Raw genomic sequence first — 18,966 nt, forward strand, 5'->3', positions numbered from 1 at the left:
GCGTCAGGCGGCCGCGAGTTCGGCCTCGGTGACGAGGCGGCCCTTGTCCAGGTGCAACGTGTGGCTCGCACGGGCTGCGGCGCGCGGGTCGTGCGTGACCATGACGATGGTCTTGCCATGCTCCCGGTTGAGTGCCTGCAGCAGCGTCAGCACATCCTCGGCGGACTGGCGGTCCAGGTCGCCGGTGGGCTCGTCGCAGACCAGCAGCGTCGGGTCCGACACGATCGCCCGCGCGATCGACACGCGCTGCTGCTGGCCGCCGGACAGCTCGGTCGGCTTGTGCGAGGCGCGGTCGGCCAGGCCCACCAACTGCAGCGCGATGCCAGCACGCTTCTTGCGCTCCCCCGCCGACAGCCTCGTCAGCAGCAGCGGCAGTTCCACGTTCTTCTGCGCCGACAACGTGGGCATCAGGTTGTAGAACTGGAACACGAAGCCCACGCGAGACGCACGCCACTTGGCCAGTGCCGCGCCGGAGAGCTGGTCGATGCGTTCGCCACCGACGTTGATCGAGCCGCCGCTGGGCGCGTCCAGCCCGCCCATCAGGTTGAGCAGCGTCGTCTTGCCGGAGCCCGACGGCCCCATCAGCGCGAGGAAGTCACCCTGCTGCACGTCCAGGTCGATGTGGTGCAGCACCTCGACCTTCTGCTTGCCGCGGATGTAGACCTTGGACAGGTCACGGACTTGGATCAGTGCGGTCATGGTCATTCCTTGTTCACGACGGTGGAGCCCTGCTTCAGCTCGGGCGGTGGCGACACCACGACGGTCTCGCCGGATTTGAGGCCGCTAGTGGCCAGCTTGAACTTGCCGACATCGGCACCCAGTTGCACCGCGCGGGGTTCGGCGCGGTTGTCCCGCACGACGAACACCACGGGGGCACCATCACGCTGGGTGACGGCCTCCGGCGGCACCAGCACGCCCGGCACCGGCCTGGACTCGGTCTTGGGCTTGGCGGCCAGGAAGCTCACGCGCACGCCCATGTCAGGCACAACGCGATCGTCCTTCTGCTCCAGCGCCACGCGCACTTTGACGGTGGCCTTGCCGCGGTCGGCACTGGGGATGACGGCCACGACATGCGACGGGATCTTCCAGTCCGGGTAGGCGTCCAGCACCGCCTCGCAGGGCATGTCCGGCTTGACCTGGGCGATGTAGGCCTCGTTGACGTCGACGTTCACCTCCAGCGAGTCCATGTCGACGATGGTGCCGACGCCCGTGCGCGTGAAGCCGCCGCCCGCCGACAGCGGCGAGATGATCTCGCCCACCTGGGCCGCGCGGGCCGTGACGACACCATCGAACGGTGCCCGCACCGTTGCATAGTCGTAGTTGACCCGGGCCTGGCGCAGCTGCGCCTGGGCCACCTCGATCTGGCGCCGCGACGCCTCGATCTGCGCCTTGTACGTCTTGACAGCGGTAGCCGTCTGTTCCTGCGTCTGGCGCGTCGTCATGCCACTGGCGGCCAGCTCTGCCTGCCGTCGCGCGTCGGCCTCGGCCTGGGCGAGCTGCGCCATGAGCTGGCCCTGGTTGGCCTCGGCGGTGCGTACCTGCGCCTCGGCGGCGGCCAGGCCCGCCTTCAGACCCGTATCTTCCAGCCGCGCGAGCACCTGGCCCTTCCTGACCTTGAAGCCCTCGTCGATGAGCACCTCGGTCAGCGTGCCGGTGATCTGGGCTGACACCGTGGCCATGCGCCGGGCCGTCACGTAGCCGGTGGCCTGCAGCACGGCGTCGGCGCTGACGCCCTGGCCGTTGGCGCGGACGCTCACCGTCTGCACGGGCACCGGCTTGTTGCCGGCCAGGAACCACCAGGCGGCCCCGCCCGCGGCCACCGCCACCACCGCGGCGGCCACGGCGCCCCAAACCCACTTCGGCGGCCCACCGCCATGTTCATCGCGTTGCGCGTTGTCGATGCGCAAGTCCTTCAACAGTCCGGTATCGATGGCTGGCTCCCGAGAGGGTCTGCACCCGTTGATTTCCGGGAATTGTGCACAGACAGCGCTGCCATGAGACCCGGGGTTTCGACGAGCGGCGCGTGACGGAGCCGAATCGACGACAGGACGGGATGAACGGCAAGTCGCCGCGCCAATGGTGAAAAGCCAGCACCTGCGCCGCCTCGCCCCATAAGGCTGCCCCGCCGCACGCCTGACAGCCGTGCTGGCCCTCAATAGCGTGCTGGGGGACGCGAACCACACGCTGCCGGCATGGGCCCCGCACGACCGGCCCATCAGCGGTGCTGGCCCCGGGTTCTAGCCTGGCCAGGGGCCCGCGCCGCGCCTTGCCTGGCCGGTTTCTCCAATACCCGCTACCGCGACAGAGGTGGAGACTTGTTGTCGCCAAGGCTATGAGGCTGGTAGCTCGCCAGAAGAGCCACCTGAGCCAACTTAACAATCAGGCCAAGTCATGTCAGCACTAGCGACTTCGACTGCTCCGCTGGTAAGGTCAGTACTATTTCTATTTTTCTTCGTACTGTTTCAAGCCGGCTTGGTTGAACGCCTTAAACATGTTGTCTTTTACTGTGGGCAGGTCGCATTTGATGTCTGCCACCAATGCGCCATTTTTAAACACACGCACGCCGGCCTCATTCGGTGTTTCATCCTCCACGCCGGCTGTCGATGCATGATGAACGAAATATCGGTAACCTCCATTGACGAAGGAGACCACCGAGCGTTCACCTTTGGACCAAGTATCGTGGTTGTAGGTAAAGGCATCATGTGCACGAGTGGTCGCATTCGCAGGATATGCCAGCTCTATATTGCCACCAATGCGCTCATAACGATATTTTACAATCCATGATTGCGACTTCGCAGATCCGGTTTCACAAAATGTCACGCGATGAGTTTTTGACTGGCATTCGAAGATCACCTTTTCCGAAGATTCGCAAGCAGTAGCTGATGAGCAAAGGAACGCTGCTTGAACGAGCGTCAATGAAAATAGGAATTGTTTAGTCATCTTAATTCTCAAGATTATTGAAAACCAACACGCAACTCAGTTCATGGGTGCCAAACCTCGCCTCCCAATCGGTGGCTGACGCATCGATGGTCGATGAGCTGACAGTGGCATCACGAAAGCGATTCATTGCGCGTCGTATCAAACCCCGGATAGGCGAACGCACCAGCAATCCGCCCGCAATCGCGCTCGGTGACGCCGGCCGCCCTCGCCGTGGCATACCAAGTCGAACGCACCTGCTCGCGCATCGTGCGGACGATGGTGCTCGCCTCGTCGGGCGTCAGCAGGAACCGCGCATGTTGGCTCAGTAGGTTGCCGGCGCTGGCCAGACGGCCCGCGTCGCCACAGATCATCGCCAGGTCGCGCCGCTCCAGACTCACCGGAGCGGTAGGAGTCAGGTCATAAGCGGGCGACAACATCCATTCGGCGCTCCGTGCGATCACCGCATGGTTGCGCGGATGGTCATCAGTGTTGCTGATGAGCGCGTTGAAGCACATGCGCCGGAACAGCTCACGCGCATTGCGCTCAGGTTCGGCGCAGGCGCGCCGCAGCTCTTCGGCCAGCGCAACATAGGACCATCGCTCGCGTGAGCGATGCGTGTCTTCGGCACGCAGCAACGTCAGCGCGCTGACCATGCGGGCGCGCATGTAGCCATCGTCGATTCGTTGCCGGTCGAAGCGCTTCACCAGCAGCACGGAACGCCCGGCTACCTGGGCGACGCGACTCTCCGCCACGTCCAGGCCGCATGCTCGCGCGAGGACCAACATGGCATGCTCCACCTTCGCGCTGTCCCATGTGTCATCGGGCCGGTTGAACTTTGCGATCCACAGCCCGTCATCGTCCTCCACCACGGCCTTTGGCCTCGCGCCGCCCATGGAGGTGCCGAGCAGCAGCAGATTCTCGACCTGCGCGGTATCACCGCTGTCAGCATCGCCTTCCTGGGCAACGATGGCGTCTGCCAGGCGCTGCAGTTCGGCCAAGTCCAGCGTTCGATTGAACTGGCGCTTGGGTGCGGGTGGCTCGCGGTTCAAGCCGAAGCCAAGCGCACCCGCTCGGTCGTCAGGCGAGTGCAGCAGATAGTCCAGCTCGCCAAGCGAGACGCGCCCAAGATGTCGCTCAATGACGCGCCGGCCCCAGAAATCCGGGCTTGAGTCGCGCAGCGCGCCAAAGACGCCGCCGAGCGCCGCCGTCTCGTACACCCTGGGCGTCAGCTTCAGCTCGATTGGATCGAGCGGTACCGCGTCGGGGCGCTCCAGGTAGCTACGGCCATAGACGAAGCGACCTTCCGGCAGGCCCGTGCGGCCCAGACTCAACGAAAAACGACCTGCCGTCACCGGCACGGTCCACCCCGGCAGCGTGATGTAGACGAAGCACTCGCCGGGCTCAGAAGTCATTGTCGAGCGCTCCTGCACCTCGCCGTGCCCGCATGCGCTCGCGCGCCAGTGCCAGCGTCTGGCCCTCAGCGTCCGTTTCTGGCGCGGCAAGGCTCGCTGCCTGATCGAGCAGCCCGAGCGCCCACAGCAAGGCCAGGTACACAGCAATGCCCGTCGAGGGCTTGCCCTTCTCGGCATCCGTCACGGCGCGCACCCCCGTCCCGATCTTCTCGGCCATCTCGGGAATGGTCAGGTTGCGCCGCAGACGTGCGGTTCGCAGGTTTGCGCCAAGGCGTGTCAGCGTCTGCTCAACCTCATAAGGCGGAGCCGTGAGGAGCTTGTTGCGTGCGGTCATCGCGGTGTGTAGTCGCTGGCGCATGCCTATGGCCTTACGGCCCGCACCACGCAAAGTCAATGAAGATGCTCTTGAGAGCACTTTAACAAACCTAGAATGCTTTCTAGGTTGTTTTTTTACTCACGCCCGGCAAATCAGCACGCCCCCCAAGCACCCGCATGCGCACGCTGCTGTGCAGCAATCGAGCACCTGAAGGAAATCGCGATGAGACAGGCACTTAGGCGCGCTGGGCAAGGCTTATCAACAGGCTTGCTCACCAGTTTGCTGGCTAACTTTGGTCTGGTCGAGCGTGGTGCGTAGCTGCTGCAGCCCGTACCGCGCACCGCGCTGGCGCTCACGAAAGCGAGCCCACGCGTCGTCCTCTGTAGGTGCAACGGCGTCGAGTGCCGGTTCCAACGACGCGATCTAGTTGTCCAGGCAACGGTGGATCAGAGCGCCTGTCACATCCAGTCGACCGGGGCCGGCGCTGGCATAGATCGCGAACAGTTCGTTGATCTGAAATCCACCTGCGCCGCTAACCTGTCGAAAAAGCAGCAGACTGGCGTGCAGCTGTTTAGAAATCACCGCAGCAGCTGCAGCAGCGCGCAACACGGCTGCTGCGCAGTGGTCAACTCGCGACGAGGCCGTTGCGGATCGCGTAGACCGTCAGCTCGGAGTTGTTCGTCAGCCCCAGCTTCTCCAGCACGCGGGCGCGGTAGACGCTGACGGTCTTGGGGCTGAGCATCAGCTCCTCGGCGATGTCCGAGAGCCGCTTGCCCGACGCGATCATGACGAGCGTCTGCAGCTCGCGGTCGGACAGCTTCTGGTGCGCCTGCTCGGTCACAGGCGCGGTGAGGCTTTCCACGAGCATCTGCGCGATCTCCGGCGTCACGTACTTGCGCCCCTGCGCGACGGTGCGCACCGCCTGCACGAGCGTGGCCGGGTCGCCGCCCTTGTTGACGTAGCCGTAGGCGCCGGCGCGCAGCGCGCGGATGGCGTACTGGTCCTCCGGGTACATCGACACGACGAGCGCCCGCACCGGCGCGCCCTCTTCCTTCAGCACGTGCAGCACGTCCAGGCCCGAGCGGCCGGGCATGTTGATGTCCAGCACCAGCACGTCGCACGGGTTATCCTTGCCGAGCTTGTGCAGCAGACCGCGGAGCTCGGTGTAGTCACCGGCCTCGCCGATGACCTCGATGTCCTGGGCGTCGCTGAGGGTGTCGCGGATGCCACGGCGGATCAGGCCGTGGTCGTCACAGAGGATGACCTTAATCACAGACGCCCCCAGATGGATTGGCTGACGTCATCCTTGCCGAAGTCGGTCGAGTCGTCGAGGGCGTCGATGGCGTCGGCCTCCAGCGGCACGGTCAGGATGAGGCTGGTGCCGGAGCCTGGCGTGCTGGACAGGTCCACCCAGCCGCCCACCGTCGCGGCGCGTTCATGCAGGCCGCGGATGCCGAAGGAGCGCTCCTTGGCCAGATCCTCGGGGGCGATGCCCCGGCCGTTATCGTGGATCTCCAGCGTCAGCACCCCAGAGTCCAGGCTCAGCTCGACGTCCACACGCGTCGCGCCGGAATGCTTCGACACATTCGTCAGCGCCTCCTGCGCCGTGCGGTAGGCCACGAGCGGAACGCCCGATGGCAGGGCGAGGCGCTGCTCGCCGACCCGCAGTGCCGCCTCGATGCCGGTGCGGCGCTCGAAGCGAGCCGTCATCCATTGCAGCGCAGCGACCAGGCCCTGCTCCAGGATGGCCGGCCGCAGGTTGTGCATGATGCGCTGGCTGGCTTCGATGGCCGAGCTGACAGTCTCCAGCGCCGCGACGACGCGCTGCTTGATCTGCGGATCCTGCGCATGACGGTCGATCCAGGCAAGGTCGAACTTGATCGCGGTCAACGAGCCGCCGACATCGTCATGAATCTCGCGGGCGATGGCCGCCCGCTCCAGCTCCACGCTGGTCTGCAGATGGCCGGCCAGTTGGTGCAGCCGTTGCTTGGACTTGACGAGTTCCTCGTCGGCGATGTGCCGTGCCCGCTCGTTGTCCGCAGCGTCGATGGCATGCAGCAGCGCCGGCACCAGGCGCGCCAGGTTGTTCTTCAGCAGGTAGTCCGATGCGCCGTTGCGCATGGCCGAGACGGCCGCGTCCTCGCCGATCTCGCCGGACACGAGGATGAACGGCATCAGCAGTTGCCGCGCCTTGATGGCCTCCAGCACATCCAGGCCGGAGTAGCCGGGCAGGTTGTAGTCCGAGATGACGGCGTCCCAGCGGCGGTCCAGCGCCGCCAGCACCGCGGACAACGCGTCCAGCCGCTCCATCTCCACGCGCACGCCGGCTCGGGTCAGCTGCGCGAGGATGAGCTGGTGGTCAAGGTCGGAATCCTCGACATGCAGCACGCGCAGGACCCGGTTCGTCCGCTCTACACCAGAAATCGTCATGGTCGCGCAGTATGCCGTCAGCCGCACGGGCAAGCCCCCCGCAGCGGCCGCGCCACCCCGCCACACTCAACGGGCCCGAGAGCGGTAATACGGCTCGTTCTCGGCCCATCTCAACGTCGACACGGGTCGAAAATGGGGTGAACATGCCATGATTGATTCGCCCTGATTACATCCATAGGGCCTTGGGACAAGAAGCAGCATCCCCTCGCGGAGAAACGATGCAGACCGATACCTCCAACGCAGCCGAACTCGACGGAGCCATGGGCGCCATGCCTTTGCTGGCGGCTGCGGAGCTGCAGGATCACCTGATGACGGTGACCAACGACCTCGAGCGGCTGCAGCGCCTTCTCGACGATGCCGGCGAGGCCCTGTCGACGCACTTCTACAGCGCGTCCGGCCAGGTCATGACGCTGCTCAGCGGCAGCGACGGCAGCGCCGCCTCTGAAGGTCTCAAGCAGATCATGCAAGACATCGCGGGCGCCATCACGGCCCTGCAATTCCAGGACATGGCGACGCAGCTGATCGCCCACACCAGCCAGCGCCTGCGCAACTGCGCCGACCAGCTAGCGCGCGACACCTTCGGCATGGACGACGAGGACGGCGTGGCCGTCGTCGAGATTGCGCCGCTGCGACCCAATCCGGTCACGCAGGATGAGATGGACGCTGGATCCATCGAACTTTTCTGAACCCCGCCACCTCCCACCCAGGCAACACGTTCCCTCGGAGATAACCAGATGACCCACTCAATCCTTGCTGTCGACGACTCGGCCTCGATGCGCCAGATGGTGGCCTTCACGCTCAAGAACGCCGGCTTCAACGTGGTCGAAGCCGTGGACGGCCAGGACGCCTGGGAAAAGTCCGGCCAGCGCGATTTCGACCTGGTGCTGACGGACCAGAACATGCCGCGCATGGATGGCATCAGCCTGACCAAGAAGCTGCGCGAGAACCCGAAGTTCAAGACTACGCCCATCCTGATCCTGACCACCGAGTCCAGCGATGCGATGAAGCAGGCCGGCCGCGCCGCGGGGGCCACGGGCTGGCTCGTCAAGCCGTTCGATCCTGCCAAGCTGATCGAGGTGATCGGCAAGGTCATCCGCTGAAGGTACGCGAGGGGAGCATCAGCCATGGGTGACATGACTTCAGAAGGCGCCAGCATCAGCGCCGGTATCGACCTTAGCCAGTTCTACCAGGTCTTCTTCGAGGAAGCCGGCGAGAACCTCGACAACATGGAGCAGTTGCTGCTCAACGTGAACGTCGAGGCTCCCGACGACGAGGAGATGAACGCCATCTTCCGCTGCGCCCACTCCATCAAGGGTGGCGCGGCGACGTTCGGCTTCAGCGACGTCGCGGAGCTGACTCACCAGATGGAGACGCTGCTGGACAAGCTGCGCCGCCATGAACTGCAGCCCACCGCCCCGATGGTGGACGTGCTGCTGCAGTCTGGCGACGCGCTGCGCGCCCAGCTCGGCCGCCATCAGGGATCGGGTGCCGACCCCGTCGACACTGCCGAGTTGCTGCAGAACATCAAGCGTTTCGTGGAAGGCGGCGGCGCCCCGGCACCCGCTGCGGCCACCCCGGCACCGGCTCCGCAAGCGGCCCCCGCTGCGGCGCCCGCCGCCGCACCCGCGGCCAAGGCCAGCCCCGGCGCCCGGCTGCTCGAGTTGCAGGTCGGCCCGCTGCCTGACCCCGCCGTGGCCGACAACCTCGTCGAGCTGTTCAAGGAAATCACCGACCTCGGCACCATCGAGCCGCTGGACGCCGGTCAGAGCTCCGACGGCATGCGCCGCTTCAAGGTGCTGACCAGCTCCACCGACAACGACCTGCTCGATCTCTTCACGTTCCACGTCGCTCGCGAACAGGTCAAGCTGATGCCGCTGGGCACGGGCTTTGGCTTCTACGACGGCGCCCCCGGCGCACCGCCGGCCGAGGCGCCGTCCACCGACCCGGGCTACGGCTTCTTCGACGACGCGCCCGGCGTGCCGGAAGGCTCGGCAGCCGCGCCCGAACCCGCCGCTGCGGCCCCTGCGCCGGCCGTGGCGACAACTGCAGCCATCGTTCCGGCCCGTCCGACCACGCCCGCCAAGACCGAGGCCAAGCCGGCCGGCGGCGGCCTGGACCAGACGACGCTGCGCGTGTCCATCGAGAAGGTCGACCAGCTCATCAACCTCGTCGGTGAACTCGTCATCACGCAGGCCATGCTCGCGCAAAACAGTCGCGAGCTGGATCCGGCGCTGTACCAGCAGCTCACCAGCGGCCTGGCCGACCTGGAGCGCAACACGCGCGACCTGCAAGAGTCGGTCATGTCGATCCGCATGATCCCGATGGCCACGGTGTTCAACCGCTTCCCGCGCATGCTGCGCGACCTGGCGGCCAAGCTGGGCAAGAAGGTCGAACTGGTCACGCAGGGTGAAGCGACCGAGCTGGACAAGAGCCTGGTCGAGAAGATCACCGACCCGCTGACCCACCTCGTGCGCAACAGCTGCGACCACGGCATCGAGATGCCCGCTGACCGCGTCGCCAAGGGCAAGTCCGAGCAGGGCACGATCACGCTCGTCGCCTCCCACCAGGGTGGCAGCATCGTCATCGAGGTGCGCGACGACGGCCGCGGCCTGAACCGCGAGAAGCTGATCAAGAAGGCCCGCGAGAAGGGCATCGACGCGCCGGACACGATGACCGACGCCGAATGCTGGAACCTGATCTTCGCGCCGGGCTTCTCGACCGCAGACGTGGTGACCGACGTGTCGGGCCGCGGCGTCGGCATGGACGTGGTCAAGAAGAACATCACGTCGCTGGGCGGAACGGTGGAAATCGACTCCGCCGAAGGCTACGGCATGAAGGTGTCCGTGCGCCTGCCGCTCACGCTCGCCATCATGGACGGCATGAGCGTGGGCGTGGGCGACGAGTGCTACATCCTGCCGCTGTCGTCCGTCGTCGAATCCTTCCAGGTGCAGGCCGACACGATCAAGACCGTCGCCGGCTCCGGCCGCGTCGTCGAGGTGCGTGACGAGTACATGCCCGTCATCGAGCTCGAGAAGGTCTTCGATGTGCCGCGCTTCGACTTCGAGCACGTGAGCTCGATCATGGTCGTCGTCGAGGCCGAAGGCGGCCGCGTCGCGCTGCTGGTGGACGAGCTGCTCGGCCAGCAGCAGGTCGTCGTGAAGAACCTCGAAGCCAACTACCGCAAGGTCAACGACGTGTCCGGCGCCACCATCATGGGTGACGGCCGCGTGGCCCTGATCCTGGACGTCGGCAGCCTGGTGCGCCGCTCGCGCCACTAACCAACTACATACGAGGAGAGGCCGCATGGAAGCCAGCAACGTCCCCGCCCTGCGCCAGACCGGCGCTGTCACCACCACGAACAAGACCCATGGGCCTGCCAGCGGCGAGTACCTGACCTTCCGGCTCGGCTCCGAGGAATACGGCATCGACATCCTGAAGGTGCAGGAGATCCGCTCCTACGAACCGCCCACGCGCATCGCCAACGCGCCGGACTTCATCAAGGGCGTCGTCAACCTGCGGGGCGTCATCGTCCCCATCGTCGATCTGCGCCTGAAGCTGAACTGCCCCACGGCCGAGTACAACAGTTTCACCGTCGTCATCGTGCTGAACGTGCGCAACCGCGTCGTCGGCGCCGTCGTGGACTCGGTGTCCGACGTGCTGGAACTCAACCGCGATGCCATCAAGCCCGCTCCGGAGCTGAACGCCGCCTCGGTGGACACCAGCTTCATCACGGGCATCGGCTCGGTGGCTGAGCGCATGCTGATCCTGATGGACATCGAAGGCCTGATGAGCAGCGCCGAAATGGGGCTGATGGAAGCCGCCGTCGCGGCCTAAGGGCCGACAAGCACCTCGAGGCGCTGCCCCCCCCAAAAGGGGCGGTTGGAGACAAGGAAGACCTGACGCGCCGGGCGCTTACGAGCCCCGGACCGCCAGGTCTTCGCCGTTCTGCCGAACTCCACGACAAGAAGGGAGCGGCAGGGCGTCACATCGTCTTGCAACCGGATTCAGGAGGTGCCCGTGCATCAACCCGTTCAGTCAATTGCCCGGCAGGTGTCGCTGTCCGGCGCCACGGCCGTCGCTGCCATTCTGCTCGTGGTCAGCCTCATCGTCGGCGCGCTGCTGAAGCGCTCTTCCCAGGACCAGGTTCAGACCTGGGTGCAGGACAAGGCCGGCACGCTCGCCGACACGATGAAGGCCATGGACGATCTGGCCGCGACGCAGACCCGGCGCGCGTTCGGATCGTTCCGCCAGGAGTTCCCGGGGAACTTCACGCTCGACGAGTCCACAGGCGAACTGCGTAGCGGCGACACCAAGATCAACGGCAACTTCGCGCAGGTGGACAGGTTCGCCGAGGTCAACGGCGGCGTCGCCACGGTGTTCGCGGCCAAGGGCTCGGACTTCGTGCGCATCACCACGTCGGTGAAGAACGAAAAGGGCGAGCGCGCCATGGGCACGCTGCTCGACCGCCAGGGCGCTCCCTACGCCGCGCTCTCGGAGGGCAAGTCCTTCACCGGCCGTGCGCAGCTGTTTGGCCGCTCCTATATGGCCTATTACGAGCCCATCAAGAGCACGGCGGGCCAGGTGGTCGGCATCCTCTTCGTCGGCTACGACCTCGAGGCCTTCGAGGCCACGATGGACCGCATGGCCCTCGGCGCTCGCTTCTTCGAGCATGGTGGCACCTACGTCGTCCAGGTGCCCAAAGACCCGACCAAGGCCAGGCTCGTCACCCACCCCACCGCCAAGGGCAAGCTGCTGACCGACGTGGCGCCGGGCATCGAGAAGGTGCTGGCCGAACAGCAGGGCACCATGGCCTTCATCGAGGATGCTCCCGACGTGCTGGGCAACGGCCTGAAGGACAACTTCGCCATCGCCCGCCGTACGGAAAAGAGCAGCTACTGGGTCGTCGCCCAGTTGTCGCGGGCCGAAGCAGAGGCCGTCGGACGCTCGACGCTGTGGTTCTTCTGGGGAGCGCTGGCGCTGACGACCGTCGCGCTGGGCTTCGGGCTGATGTGGATGATGCGCCGCTGGGTCGCACGCCCGCTGCGCACGCTGCAGCGCGCCGTCGGCGCCATCGCCGAAGGCGACCTGGGCCAGTCGGTCAGCAGCGAGCGCAACGACGAGATCGGCGCGCTGATCGAGGATGCCGAGCGCATGCGCCTGCGACTGGCCGACACCATCGGCACCGTGCGCCACTCGGTGGACAGCATCGGCACGGCCAGCACCGAGATCGCCAGCGGCAACCTCGACCTCAGCCAGCGCACCGAACAGACCGCCAGCAACCTGCAGAACGCCGCCTCGTCGATGAGCGAGCTGACCGGCACGCTGCGCCAGACCGCCGACTCGGCCCGCACGGCCAACCAGCTCGTGCAATCGGCGGCCGCGGCAGCCACGCGCGGCGGCGAAGTCGTCGGCCAGGTCGTCACGACGATGGACGAGATCAATGCCGCCAGCCGCAAGATCGCCGACATCATCGGCACCATCGACGGCATCGCGTTCCAGACCAACATCCTGGCGCTGAACGCGGCCGTCGAGGCGGCACGGGCCGGCGAGCAGGGCCGCGGCTTCGCCGTCGTGGCAGGCGAGGTGCGGTCGCTGGCCGGGCGCAGCGCCGAGGCGGCCAAGGAGATCAAGTCGCTGATCGGCAACAGCGTCGAGCGCGTAGAGAACGGCGCCCGCCTCGTCCAGACGGCCGGCACGACGATGACCGAGATCGTCACCGGCGTGCAGCGCGTGCACGACATCATGGGCGAGATCACCGCCGCCGCTGCTGAGCAGAGCGAGGGCATCGCGTCCGTCAACACGTCAGTCGTGCAACTGGACCAGATGACGCAGCAGAACGCCGCGCTCGTGGAGGAGTCTGCCGCCGCCGCGCAAAGCCTGAAGGATCAGGCGCACCGGCTGATCGAGGCGGTCTCGGTGTTCCGCGTCTCCGGCTCCGGGTCGGGGCCCACGCCGCCTGCACCGGCCCGCACGCGCTCACCCACGCTGGCCACGGCTCGTCCGCCGACACCGCCAGCCCCGAAGCCGGCAATCACCGCGCACGTGGCGAGCAACCCCGCCCCGCGCGCGAAACCGCCGGTGGCCGAGCCGGTGGCTCCGCGCCGGGCACCCTCGCCGTCGCCCGCCGCCACGGCGAGCGAAGGCGACTGGGAGACGTTCTGAGCTGCCGCCCACGCCCCAACGAACAGGCCCGCGACAAGCGGGCTTTTTTCGTGTCGGCGCCGGAGCCCCTACGACGGCCATCAATACGTATCGCTAACAGAGCCACAAGAATAGCCATTCGACGCCGGTGACCTGGCGACGTTGCGTTGCATCGCGAACACCGAGCTGGATCAATTGGATCAGCTCAACTGTGCCCGCTATGACCTGGCGCGAGCGATGACACAGAGATGGATTGACACCGGGCGGCGCAGGTAAGCCATCTGCTCGGGGCTTGGGCGCCCCCCTCTTCTAGAGCAGGCAGCTCATCAGGCTGCCAGTTGTCCCGAACCCGGATCAGACGCGCTCGGCTACCCAGCCCACAACGCTGCTCAGCGCCGCAGCCACGCCGGCCGGCTGCGTACCGCCAGCCATGGCCATGTCGGGCTTGCCTCCGCCCTTGCCGCCCACCTGCTGGGCGACAAAGTTCACCAGCTCGCCAGCCTTGACCTTGCCCACGCTGTCGGCGGTCACACCGGCGGCCAGCTGAACCTTGTCGCCGTCCACCGCTGCCAGCACGATGGCCGCGGTCTTCAGCTTGTCCTTGAGCTTGTCCATCGTCTCGCGCAGCGTCTTGGCATCGGCGCCTTCGAGCTTGGCGGCCAGCACCTTCAGGCCCTTGACGTCCACCGCTTGGGCCAGCAGCTCATCGCCCTGAGCGGAGGCCAGCTTGCTCTTCGCGGCGGTGAGCTCCTTCTCGAGCTGGCGCACCTGCTCCAGCACGCCGTGCAGGCGCTGGCCCAGCTCGTGCGGCGAGGTCTTCAGCGTCATCGCTGCCCCCTGCACGGTGGTTTCAAGCATCTGCAGGTAAGCCAGCGCGTTATCGCCGGTGACGGCCTCTACGCGGCGGATGCCGGCGGCCACGCCCGACTCGGCGACGATCTTGAACAGGCCGATGTCGCCGGTCGCCTTCACGTGCGTGCCGCCGCACAGCTCCTTGGACGAGCCGATGCTGAGCACGCGCACGGTCTCACCGTACTTCTCGCCGAACAGCATCATCGCGCCGGACTTCTGCGCGTCCTCCAGCGCCATAACCTGTGCCTGTGCACCGGCGTTGGCCAGGATCTCGGCGTTGACGAGCGACTCGACCTCGCGGATCTCCTCGGCCGTCATCGGCGCGTTGTGCGCGAAGTCGAATCGAGTGCGCTCGGCATTGACCAGCGAGCCCTTCTGCTGCACATGGCCGCCCAGCACCTCGCGCAGGGCCTTGTGCATCAGGTGGGTGGCGCTGTGGTTGCGCACGGTCTTGGCGCGGCGCTCGGTGTCGACCTTGGCGGTGAACGTGTCCCCGACCTTGACCGTGCCTTCGACGACCTGACCATGGTGGCCAAAAACATCGGCCTGGATCTTGATCGTGTCGGCGACGACGACGCGCGTCGTGCCGTTGCGCAACTCGCCAGCGTCGCCCACCTGGCCGCCGCTCTCGGCGTAGAAGGGGGTTTGGTCCAGCACGATGACGGCGTCGTCGCCGGCGTGTGCTTCATCCACCTGCGCGCCGTCCACGTAGACGGCGGTGACCTTGGCCGTCTCGACGGTGAGGCCGTCATAGCCATGGAACGCGGTAGGCGCGCCGCTGTAGGCCAGGCCCTGCGCCATCTTGAACTTGCCGGCCGCACGAGCGCGGGCCTTCTGCTCTTCCAGCAGTTCGTGGAAGCGGGCCTCGTCCACCGTCACGCCGCGCTCGCGGCAGACGTCGGCGGTCAGGTCGACCGGGAAACCGTAGGTGTCGTGCAGCTTGAAGGCGGTGTCGCCGTCGACGTTGCCGCCCTTGGACAGCGCGCCTTCCAGGATCTCCATGCCGGTGGCGATGGTCTGGAAGAAGCGCTCCTCCTCCTGCTTCAGCACGTCGGTGACGCGCTTCTCGGACTGGCGCAGCTCGGGGTAGGCGTCGCCCATCTCGGCGACCAGCGCCGCGACGAGCTTGTGGAAGAACGGCGTGCGCGCGCCCAACTTGTAGCCGTGGCGGATGGCGCGGCGGGCAATGCGGCGCAGCACATAACCACGACCCGCGTTGCCGGGAATGACGCCGTCGACGACAGTGAAGGAGCAGGCGCGGATGTGGTCGGCGATGACCTTCAACGACGGGCTGTCCTTGTCGCAGTCCCCACCGCCGGCTTCGTCCACGGCCTTCTTGGCCGCGGCCAGCAGGTTCACGAACAGGTCGATCTCGTAGTTGCTGTGCACATGCTGCAGCACCGCCGCCAGCCGCTCGAGGCCCATGCCGGTGTCCACCGACGGCTTGGGCAACTTGTGCATAACGCCGTCTTCAGTCCGGTTGAACTGCATGAAGACGTTGTTCCAGATCTCGATGTAGCGGTCGCCGTCCTGCTCGGCCGACCCCGGGGGGCCGCCTGCGACGTCGGGGCCGTGGTCGTAGAAGATCTCGGTGCAGGGGCCGCAGGGGCCCGTGTCTCCCATCATCCAGAAGTTGTCGGACATGTAGCGCGCGCCCTTGTTGTCGCCAATGCGCACGATGCGCTCGGCGGGCACGCCAACGATCTTGTTCCAGATCTCGTACGCCTCGTCGTCGTCCTGGTAGACGGTGACCCACAGCTTGTCGGCCGGCAACTTGAAGTGCTGGGTCAGCAGCTCCCAGGCGTAGGAGATCGCGTCCTTCTTGAAATAGTCGCCGAAGCTGAAATTGCCCAGCATTTCGAAGAAGGTGTGGTGGCGCGCGGTGTAACCGACGTTGTCCAGGTCGTTGTGCTTGCCACCGGCGCGGATGCACTTCTGGCTGGTCGTCGCACGCGTGTAGGCGCGCTTGTCGAAGCCCAGGAAGACGTCCTTGAACTGGTTCATGCCCGCGTTCGTGAACAGCAGCGTGGGGTCATCGCCAGGCACCACGGGGCTGGAGGCGACGATCTGGTGACCCTTGGACTCGAAGAACTTCAGAAAGGTCTGGCGGATCTCGGCGGCTTTCATCCCGGGGCTTCCTGGAAAAGGTCAGTGACAAAGAGGTCGGATTGTAGGGAGGGGGCGGCGGTAGAGTGCCCGTTGACCCGACTGGAGACCCCGATGGACGCGAATTCCCCGCTGGAGCAGCTGGACGACCCCAGCCTGCTGCGCAGCCAGGCCCTGATCAACGGCGAATGGGTGGGCGGCAGCGAAAGCTTCGCCGTGACCGACCCGGCCACCGGCCGCGAACTGGCCCGTGTGCCCAACCTGGGCCGCGCCGACGTCGAGTCCGCACTGGCCGCCGCCGGCAACGCCTTGAACGCCTGGCGCAGCAAGCCGGCCAAGGAACGCGCCGCCGTGCTGCTTCGCTGGCAGCAACTGCTCATCAAGCATGCCGACGACCTGGCCCGGCTCATGACAGCCGAACAGGGCAAGCCGCAGGCCGAGGCACGCGGGGAAGTCGTCTACGGCGCGAGCTTCCTGGACTGGTTTGGCGAGGAGGCCAAGCGCGTCTACGGCGAGACCATCCCTACCACCGACCCCACGAAGCGCTACCTCGTGCTGAAGCAGGCCGTGGGAGTGTGCGCCGCCATCACGCCCTGGAACTTCCCCCTGGCGATGATGACGCGCAAGGTCGCGCCCGCGCTGGCGGCCGGCTGCCCGGTGCTCATCAAACCGGCCGAGGCCACGCCGCTCACGGCGCTGGCCGCCGCCGAACTGGCCCAGCGCGCCGGCATGCCGGCGGGCGTGCTGAACGTGCTGACGGGCGACTCGCAGCGCTCCATCGAGATCGGTAAGCTGCTGTGCGAGAGCGACCTCGTGCGCCATCTGTCATTCACCGGCTCGACCGAGGTGGGCCGCATCCTGATGGCGCAGTGCGCCCCGACGATCAAGAAGCTCAGCCTGGAGCTGGGCGGCAATGCCCCGTTCATCGTCTTCGATGATGCCGACGTGGATTCCGCCGTCGACGGCGCGCTAGCCAGCAAGTACCGCAACGCCGGGCAGACCTGCGTCTGCGCCAACCGCCTCTACGTGCAGGCGGGCGTGTACGACACCTTCGTCGAGAAACTGGCCGCCAAGGTCGCGGCGCTGAAGACCGGCAACGGTTTCGAGGCCGGCGTCAACGTCGGCCCGCTGATCGACGAGGCCGCGCTGCAGAAGGTCGAGACCCACGTGGCCGACGCAATCGCGCTGGGGGCGCGGCTCGTCGTCGGCGGCAAGCGGCTGGCGACCGACGCCGGCCACTTCTTCGAACCGACGCTGCTGGCGGACGCGACGCCGCAGATGCTGTGCTCCCGCGAGGAGACCTTCGGGCCGGTGGCGCCGGTGTTCAAGTTCCAAACCGAGGCCGAGGCCATCCAGCTCGCCAACGCCACGGAATTCGGCCTGGCCAGCTACTTCTACAGCCGCGACGTCGGCCGCATCTTCCGCGTCGGCGAGGCGCTGGAGTACGGCATGGTGGGCATCAACACCGGCCTCATCTCCACGGCCGAGGTGCCGTTCGGCGGCGTCAAGCAATCAGGCCTAGGCCGCGAGGGCGGCCGCCAGGGCATCGAGGACTACCTGGAGGTGAAGTACCTGTGCCTGGGGGACATCCAGAAATAGGCGAAGGCTCGAAGGTCGACCTGACGAGCGATGGCCTTAGCTATGGACGTATCTGCGCTCAGGCCGGCGCGGCCCCACATCGCCGGTCGCATCATTCGACCGCACAACGATGCCGCCAGCGTGCTCGTCTCGCAACGCGGGGGCGGACCTATGTCTGCGCCCGCCGCCTGCTCCTGAAAGCAGGCGTGTACGACGCCTTCGTCGACAAGCTGGCCGCCAAGGTCGGTGCACCGAAGACCGGCCATGAGCAGGCCTCGCATGCTCACACACCCAGCTAGCCAGATCGGCGAGCTACTCCTGCATTGGTGGTCACTTGGCGGCTGATCGCGTAACCGCCTGGCACTCAATCCCTTCCCCGGTGTCAGGGGCTTCGCAGCCACGCTCGCCGCACCCGTCTCGCGCTTTGCTGCCCGCCTGATCCAGATCCGCCGCCAAGCGTCGATGACGCAGCAGGCGCTGGCCGATGCCGCCGGGGTCCATGTGAACCAGGTTCGCCGCTACGAGGCCGGCAACGCACAGCCCACGCTCGAAGCCTTGGTCGGCTTGGCGCGAGCGCTGCATGTGAGCCTGGATCAGCTCGTTTTCGACGAGGCCGAGCGCGGCCCGTCCGACGATCTGCGGTTGCAGTTCGAGGCCGTCAGCCACCCGTTTCGCTTGCTGCGCATTTCGTCTATTTCGAATAAGATCGCTGTCCAGTTACCAGCCACGCGGAGCAGTTCACCATGACCCAGTCCACCACCTTCGAAGCATCCCTGCCGGTTGCCCGCGAAGTTGCTGCGGCCACGCAAGGTCAGCGCGCACTGGCTGCGCTTCTATCGACGCAGTTCGAGACCCAGCGGATCCAAATCTTCGACGAGAAGAACGAGGCTCACGTTGTCGAGCTACCGACCTCCGCCCTGCGTCTGCTGGTCGACATCTTGTCGGAGCTGGCCGACGGCAACGCCGTCAAGGTCGTCCCCATCCACGCGGAGCTGACCACGCAGGAGGCCGCCGACATGCTGAACGTGTCACGCCCTCACCTGGTCAAGCTACTTGAGTCGGGTGCGCTGCCCTTCCACAAGGCAGGCAAGCATCGCCGAGTTCGCTTCTCTGACCTGATGTCATACAAGACAGCCCAGGAAGAGCGGAGCGCCGCGGCCATGGAAGAACTTGCTTCGCAGGCACAGGCTCTACAGATGGGCTACGAATGAA

Annotated in this window: 15 protein-coding genes and 1 pseudogene; 8 read left to right on the forward strand and 8 right to left on the reverse strand. The window is 66.3% G+C overall.

Going from position 1 to position 18,966, the window contains the following annotated elements; genetic code table 11:
• Positions 1 to 3: 3 nt before the first annotated feature.
• From LXT13_RS10570 to LXT13_RS10600, 7 genes are all read right to left on the reverse strand, one after another.
• Entirely contained in the window at positions 4 to 705 is a 702-nt protein-coding gene (locus LXT13_RS10570; RefSeq protein WP_419964662.1) for an ABC transporter ATP-binding protein, read from the reverse strand.
• Entirely contained in the window at positions 702 to 1,916 is a 1,215-nt protein-coding gene (locus LXT13_RS10575) for an efflux RND transporter periplasmic adaptor subunit (protein ID WP_233371881.1), read from the reverse strand. Before LXT13_RS10575 ends, LXT13_RS10570 begins: the two co-directional genes overlap by 4 nt.
• Positions 1,917 to 2,442: 526 nt before the next feature.
• On the reverse strand, positions 2,443 to 2,940 hold the full coding sequence (locus LXT13_RS10580; protein ID WP_233371882.1) for a hypothetical protein: 498 nt from the start codon (positions 2,938 to 2,940) through the stop codon (positions 2,443 to 2,445).
• A gap of 110 nt (positions 2,941 to 3,050) precedes the next feature.
• Positions 3,051 to 4,331 (reverse strand): type II toxin-antitoxin system HipA family toxin, encoded by a 1,281-nt coding sequence (locus LXT13_RS10585; protein ID WP_233371883.1) that lies wholly within the window; start codon positions 4,329 to 4,331, stop codon positions 3,051 to 3,053.
• Positions 4,321 to 4,665: a helix-turn-helix domain-containing protein gene (locus LXT13_RS10590; protein WP_233371884.1), complete on the reverse strand. Its 345-nt coding sequence runs from the start codon at positions 4,663 to 4,665 to the stop codon at positions 4,321 to 4,323. Before LXT13_RS10590 ends, LXT13_RS10585 begins: the two co-directional genes overlap by 11 nt.
• A 607-nt stretch (positions 4,666 to 5,272) precedes the next feature.
• Positions 5,273 to 5,920, reverse strand: a complete 648-nt coding sequence (locus LXT13_RS10595; RefSeq protein WP_233371885.1) for a response regulator — start codon at positions 5,918 to 5,920, stop codon at positions 5,273 to 5,275.
• The gene (locus tag LXT13_RS10600) at positions 5,917 to 7,077 is read right to left on the reverse strand and encodes a hybrid sensor histidine kinase/response regulator (protein WP_233371886.1); all 1,161 of its coding nucleotides are present in this window, start codon (positions 7,075 to 7,077) and stop codon (positions 5,917 to 5,919) included. The genes LXT13_RS10595 and LXT13_RS10600 overlap by 4 nt, the downstream gene beginning before the upstream one ends.
• A 218-nt stretch (positions 7,078 to 7,295) precedes the next feature.
• Here LXT13_RS10600 and LXT13_RS10605 point away from each other — a divergent pair, with 218 nt between their 5' ends.
• The 5 genes from LXT13_RS10605 to LXT13_RS10625 all read left to right on the forward strand — a co-directional run bounded on the left by LXT13_RS10605 (position 7,296) and on the right by LXT13_RS10625 (position 13,239).
• Positions 7,296 to 7,763, forward strand: coding sequence for a hypothetical protein (locus LXT13_RS10605; protein WP_233371887.1), 468 nt, complete (start codon positions 7,296 to 7,298; stop codon positions 7,761 to 7,763).
• Between the two features lie 48 nt (positions 7,764 to 7,811).
• Positions 7,812 to 8,177, forward strand: coding sequence for a response regulator (locus LXT13_RS10610; protein WP_233371888.1), 366 nt, complete (start codon positions 7,812 to 7,814; stop codon positions 8,175 to 8,177).
• A gap of 24 nt (positions 8,178 to 8,201) precedes the next feature.
• Positions 8,202 to 10,355 (forward strand): chemotaxis protein CheA, encoded by a 2,154-nt coding sequence (locus LXT13_RS10615; protein ID WP_233371889.1) that lies wholly within the window; start codon positions 8,202 to 8,204, stop codon positions 10,353 to 10,355.
• A 25-nt stretch (positions 10,356 to 10,380) separates the two neighbouring features.
• Complete coding sequence (locus LXT13_RS10620; protein ID WP_233371890.1) at positions 10,381 to 10,911, forward strand: chemotaxis protein CheW; 531 nt, start codon at positions 10,381 to 10,383, stop codon at positions 10,909 to 10,911.
• Positions 10,912 to 11,094: 183 nt separating this feature from the next.
• The gene (locus LXT13_RS10625; protein ID WP_233371891.1) at positions 11,095 to 13,239 is read left to right on the forward strand and encodes a Cache 3/Cache 2 fusion domain-containing protein; all 2,145 of its coding nucleotides are present in this window, start codon (positions 11,095 to 11,097) and stop codon (positions 13,237 to 13,239) included.
• Between the two features lie 333 nt (positions 13,240 to 13,572).
• Here LXT13_RS10625 and alaS read toward each other — a convergent pair whose 3' ends face one another.
• Positions 13,573 to 16,197 (reverse strand): alanine--tRNA ligase, encoded by a 2,625-nt coding sequence (alaS, locus tag LXT13_RS10630; RefSeq protein WP_233371892.1) that lies wholly within the window; start codon positions 16,195 to 16,197, stop codon positions 13,573 to 13,575.
• Between the two features lie 93 nt (positions 16,198 to 16,290).
• On the opposite strand from alaS, the gene LXT13_RS10635 reads away from it, so the two are divergent.
• The 3 genes and pseudogenes from LXT13_RS10635 (at position 16,291) to LXT13_RS10645 (ending at position 18,965) form a co-directional block, all read left to right on the forward strand.
• Positions 16,291 to 17,775 carry an NAD-dependent succinate-semialdehyde dehydrogenase gene (locus LXT13_RS10635; RefSeq protein ID WP_233371893.1) on the forward strand — a complete coding sequence of 495 codons (1,485 nt, stop codon included), beginning with the start codon at positions 16,291 to 16,293 and terminating at the stop codon, positions 17,773 to 17,775.
• A gap of 402 nt (positions 17,776 to 18,177) precedes the next feature.
• Positions 18,178 to 18,501 (forward strand): annotated as a pseudogene (locus LXT13_RS10640) (helix-turn-helix domain-containing protein); the annotation flags it as partial.
• Positions 18,498 to 18,965, forward strand: coding sequence for a helix-turn-helix domain-containing protein (locus tag LXT13_RS10645; RefSeq protein ID WP_233371895.1), 468 nt, complete (start codon positions 18,498 to 18,500; stop codon positions 18,963 to 18,965). The pseudogene LXT13_RS10640 and the gene LXT13_RS10645, both read left to right, overlap by 4 nt.
• Position 18,966: the final 1 nt, after the last annotated feature.

The sequence above is a fragment of the Pelomonas cellulosilytica genome (genome assembly GCF_021353265.1).
In the GTDB taxonomy this organism is placed as follows: domain Bacteria; phylum Pseudomonadota; class Gammaproteobacteria; order Burkholderiales; family Burkholderiaceae_C; genus Pelomonas; species Pelomonas cellulosilytica.